This window comes from Flavobacterium sp., from assembly GCF_003525665.1.
In the GTDB taxonomy this organism is placed as follows: Bacteria; Bacteroidota; Bacteroidia; order Flavobacteriales; family Flavobacteriaceae; genus Flavobacterium.
Genome location: NZ_DQDX01000100.1, coordinates 1,252 through 1,608, shown reverse-complemented (window position 1 = coordinate 1,608; position 357 = coordinate 1,252). Strand labels below are relative to the sequence as shown.

Genomic DNA, 357 nt, shown 5'->3' with positions numbered 1-357 from the left:
TAATAATTCCGTAAATATAAATTCCTATTTGAAACCAATCTATTTCAATTGATTTTTCAATGATTTCAGTAGTTGGAACAGAATTTGAAATGGTATTAATAACTGGATTTGGAACAAATTTTGGAGCTTCAACAAAAACAATTTTCTCAATAAAAAATGATGGTAATACCGCAGAAGTAACTAATCCAATCAATAAAAACCAACGATTGCTAGTAAAAAAAGTTTCTTTACGAAGCAAAAAATAATACGCAAGATAGAAAGCTGCAAGCAATCCGCTCGATTTTAAAAGATAAATTATTAGTTCCTGCATCTTTGCTCTTTTTACTGTTATCTAATTTCTATATTCTATTCTCTATA

1 pseudogene is annotated in these 357 nt (G+C 27.5%); it reads right to left on the bottom strand.

Features of this window, described 5'->3' with window-relative positions:
- Positions 1–310, bottom strand: a pseudogene (locus tag DIU01_RS07260) (peptidase M56); the annotation flags it as partial.
- Positions 311–357 lie beyond the last annotated feature (47 nt).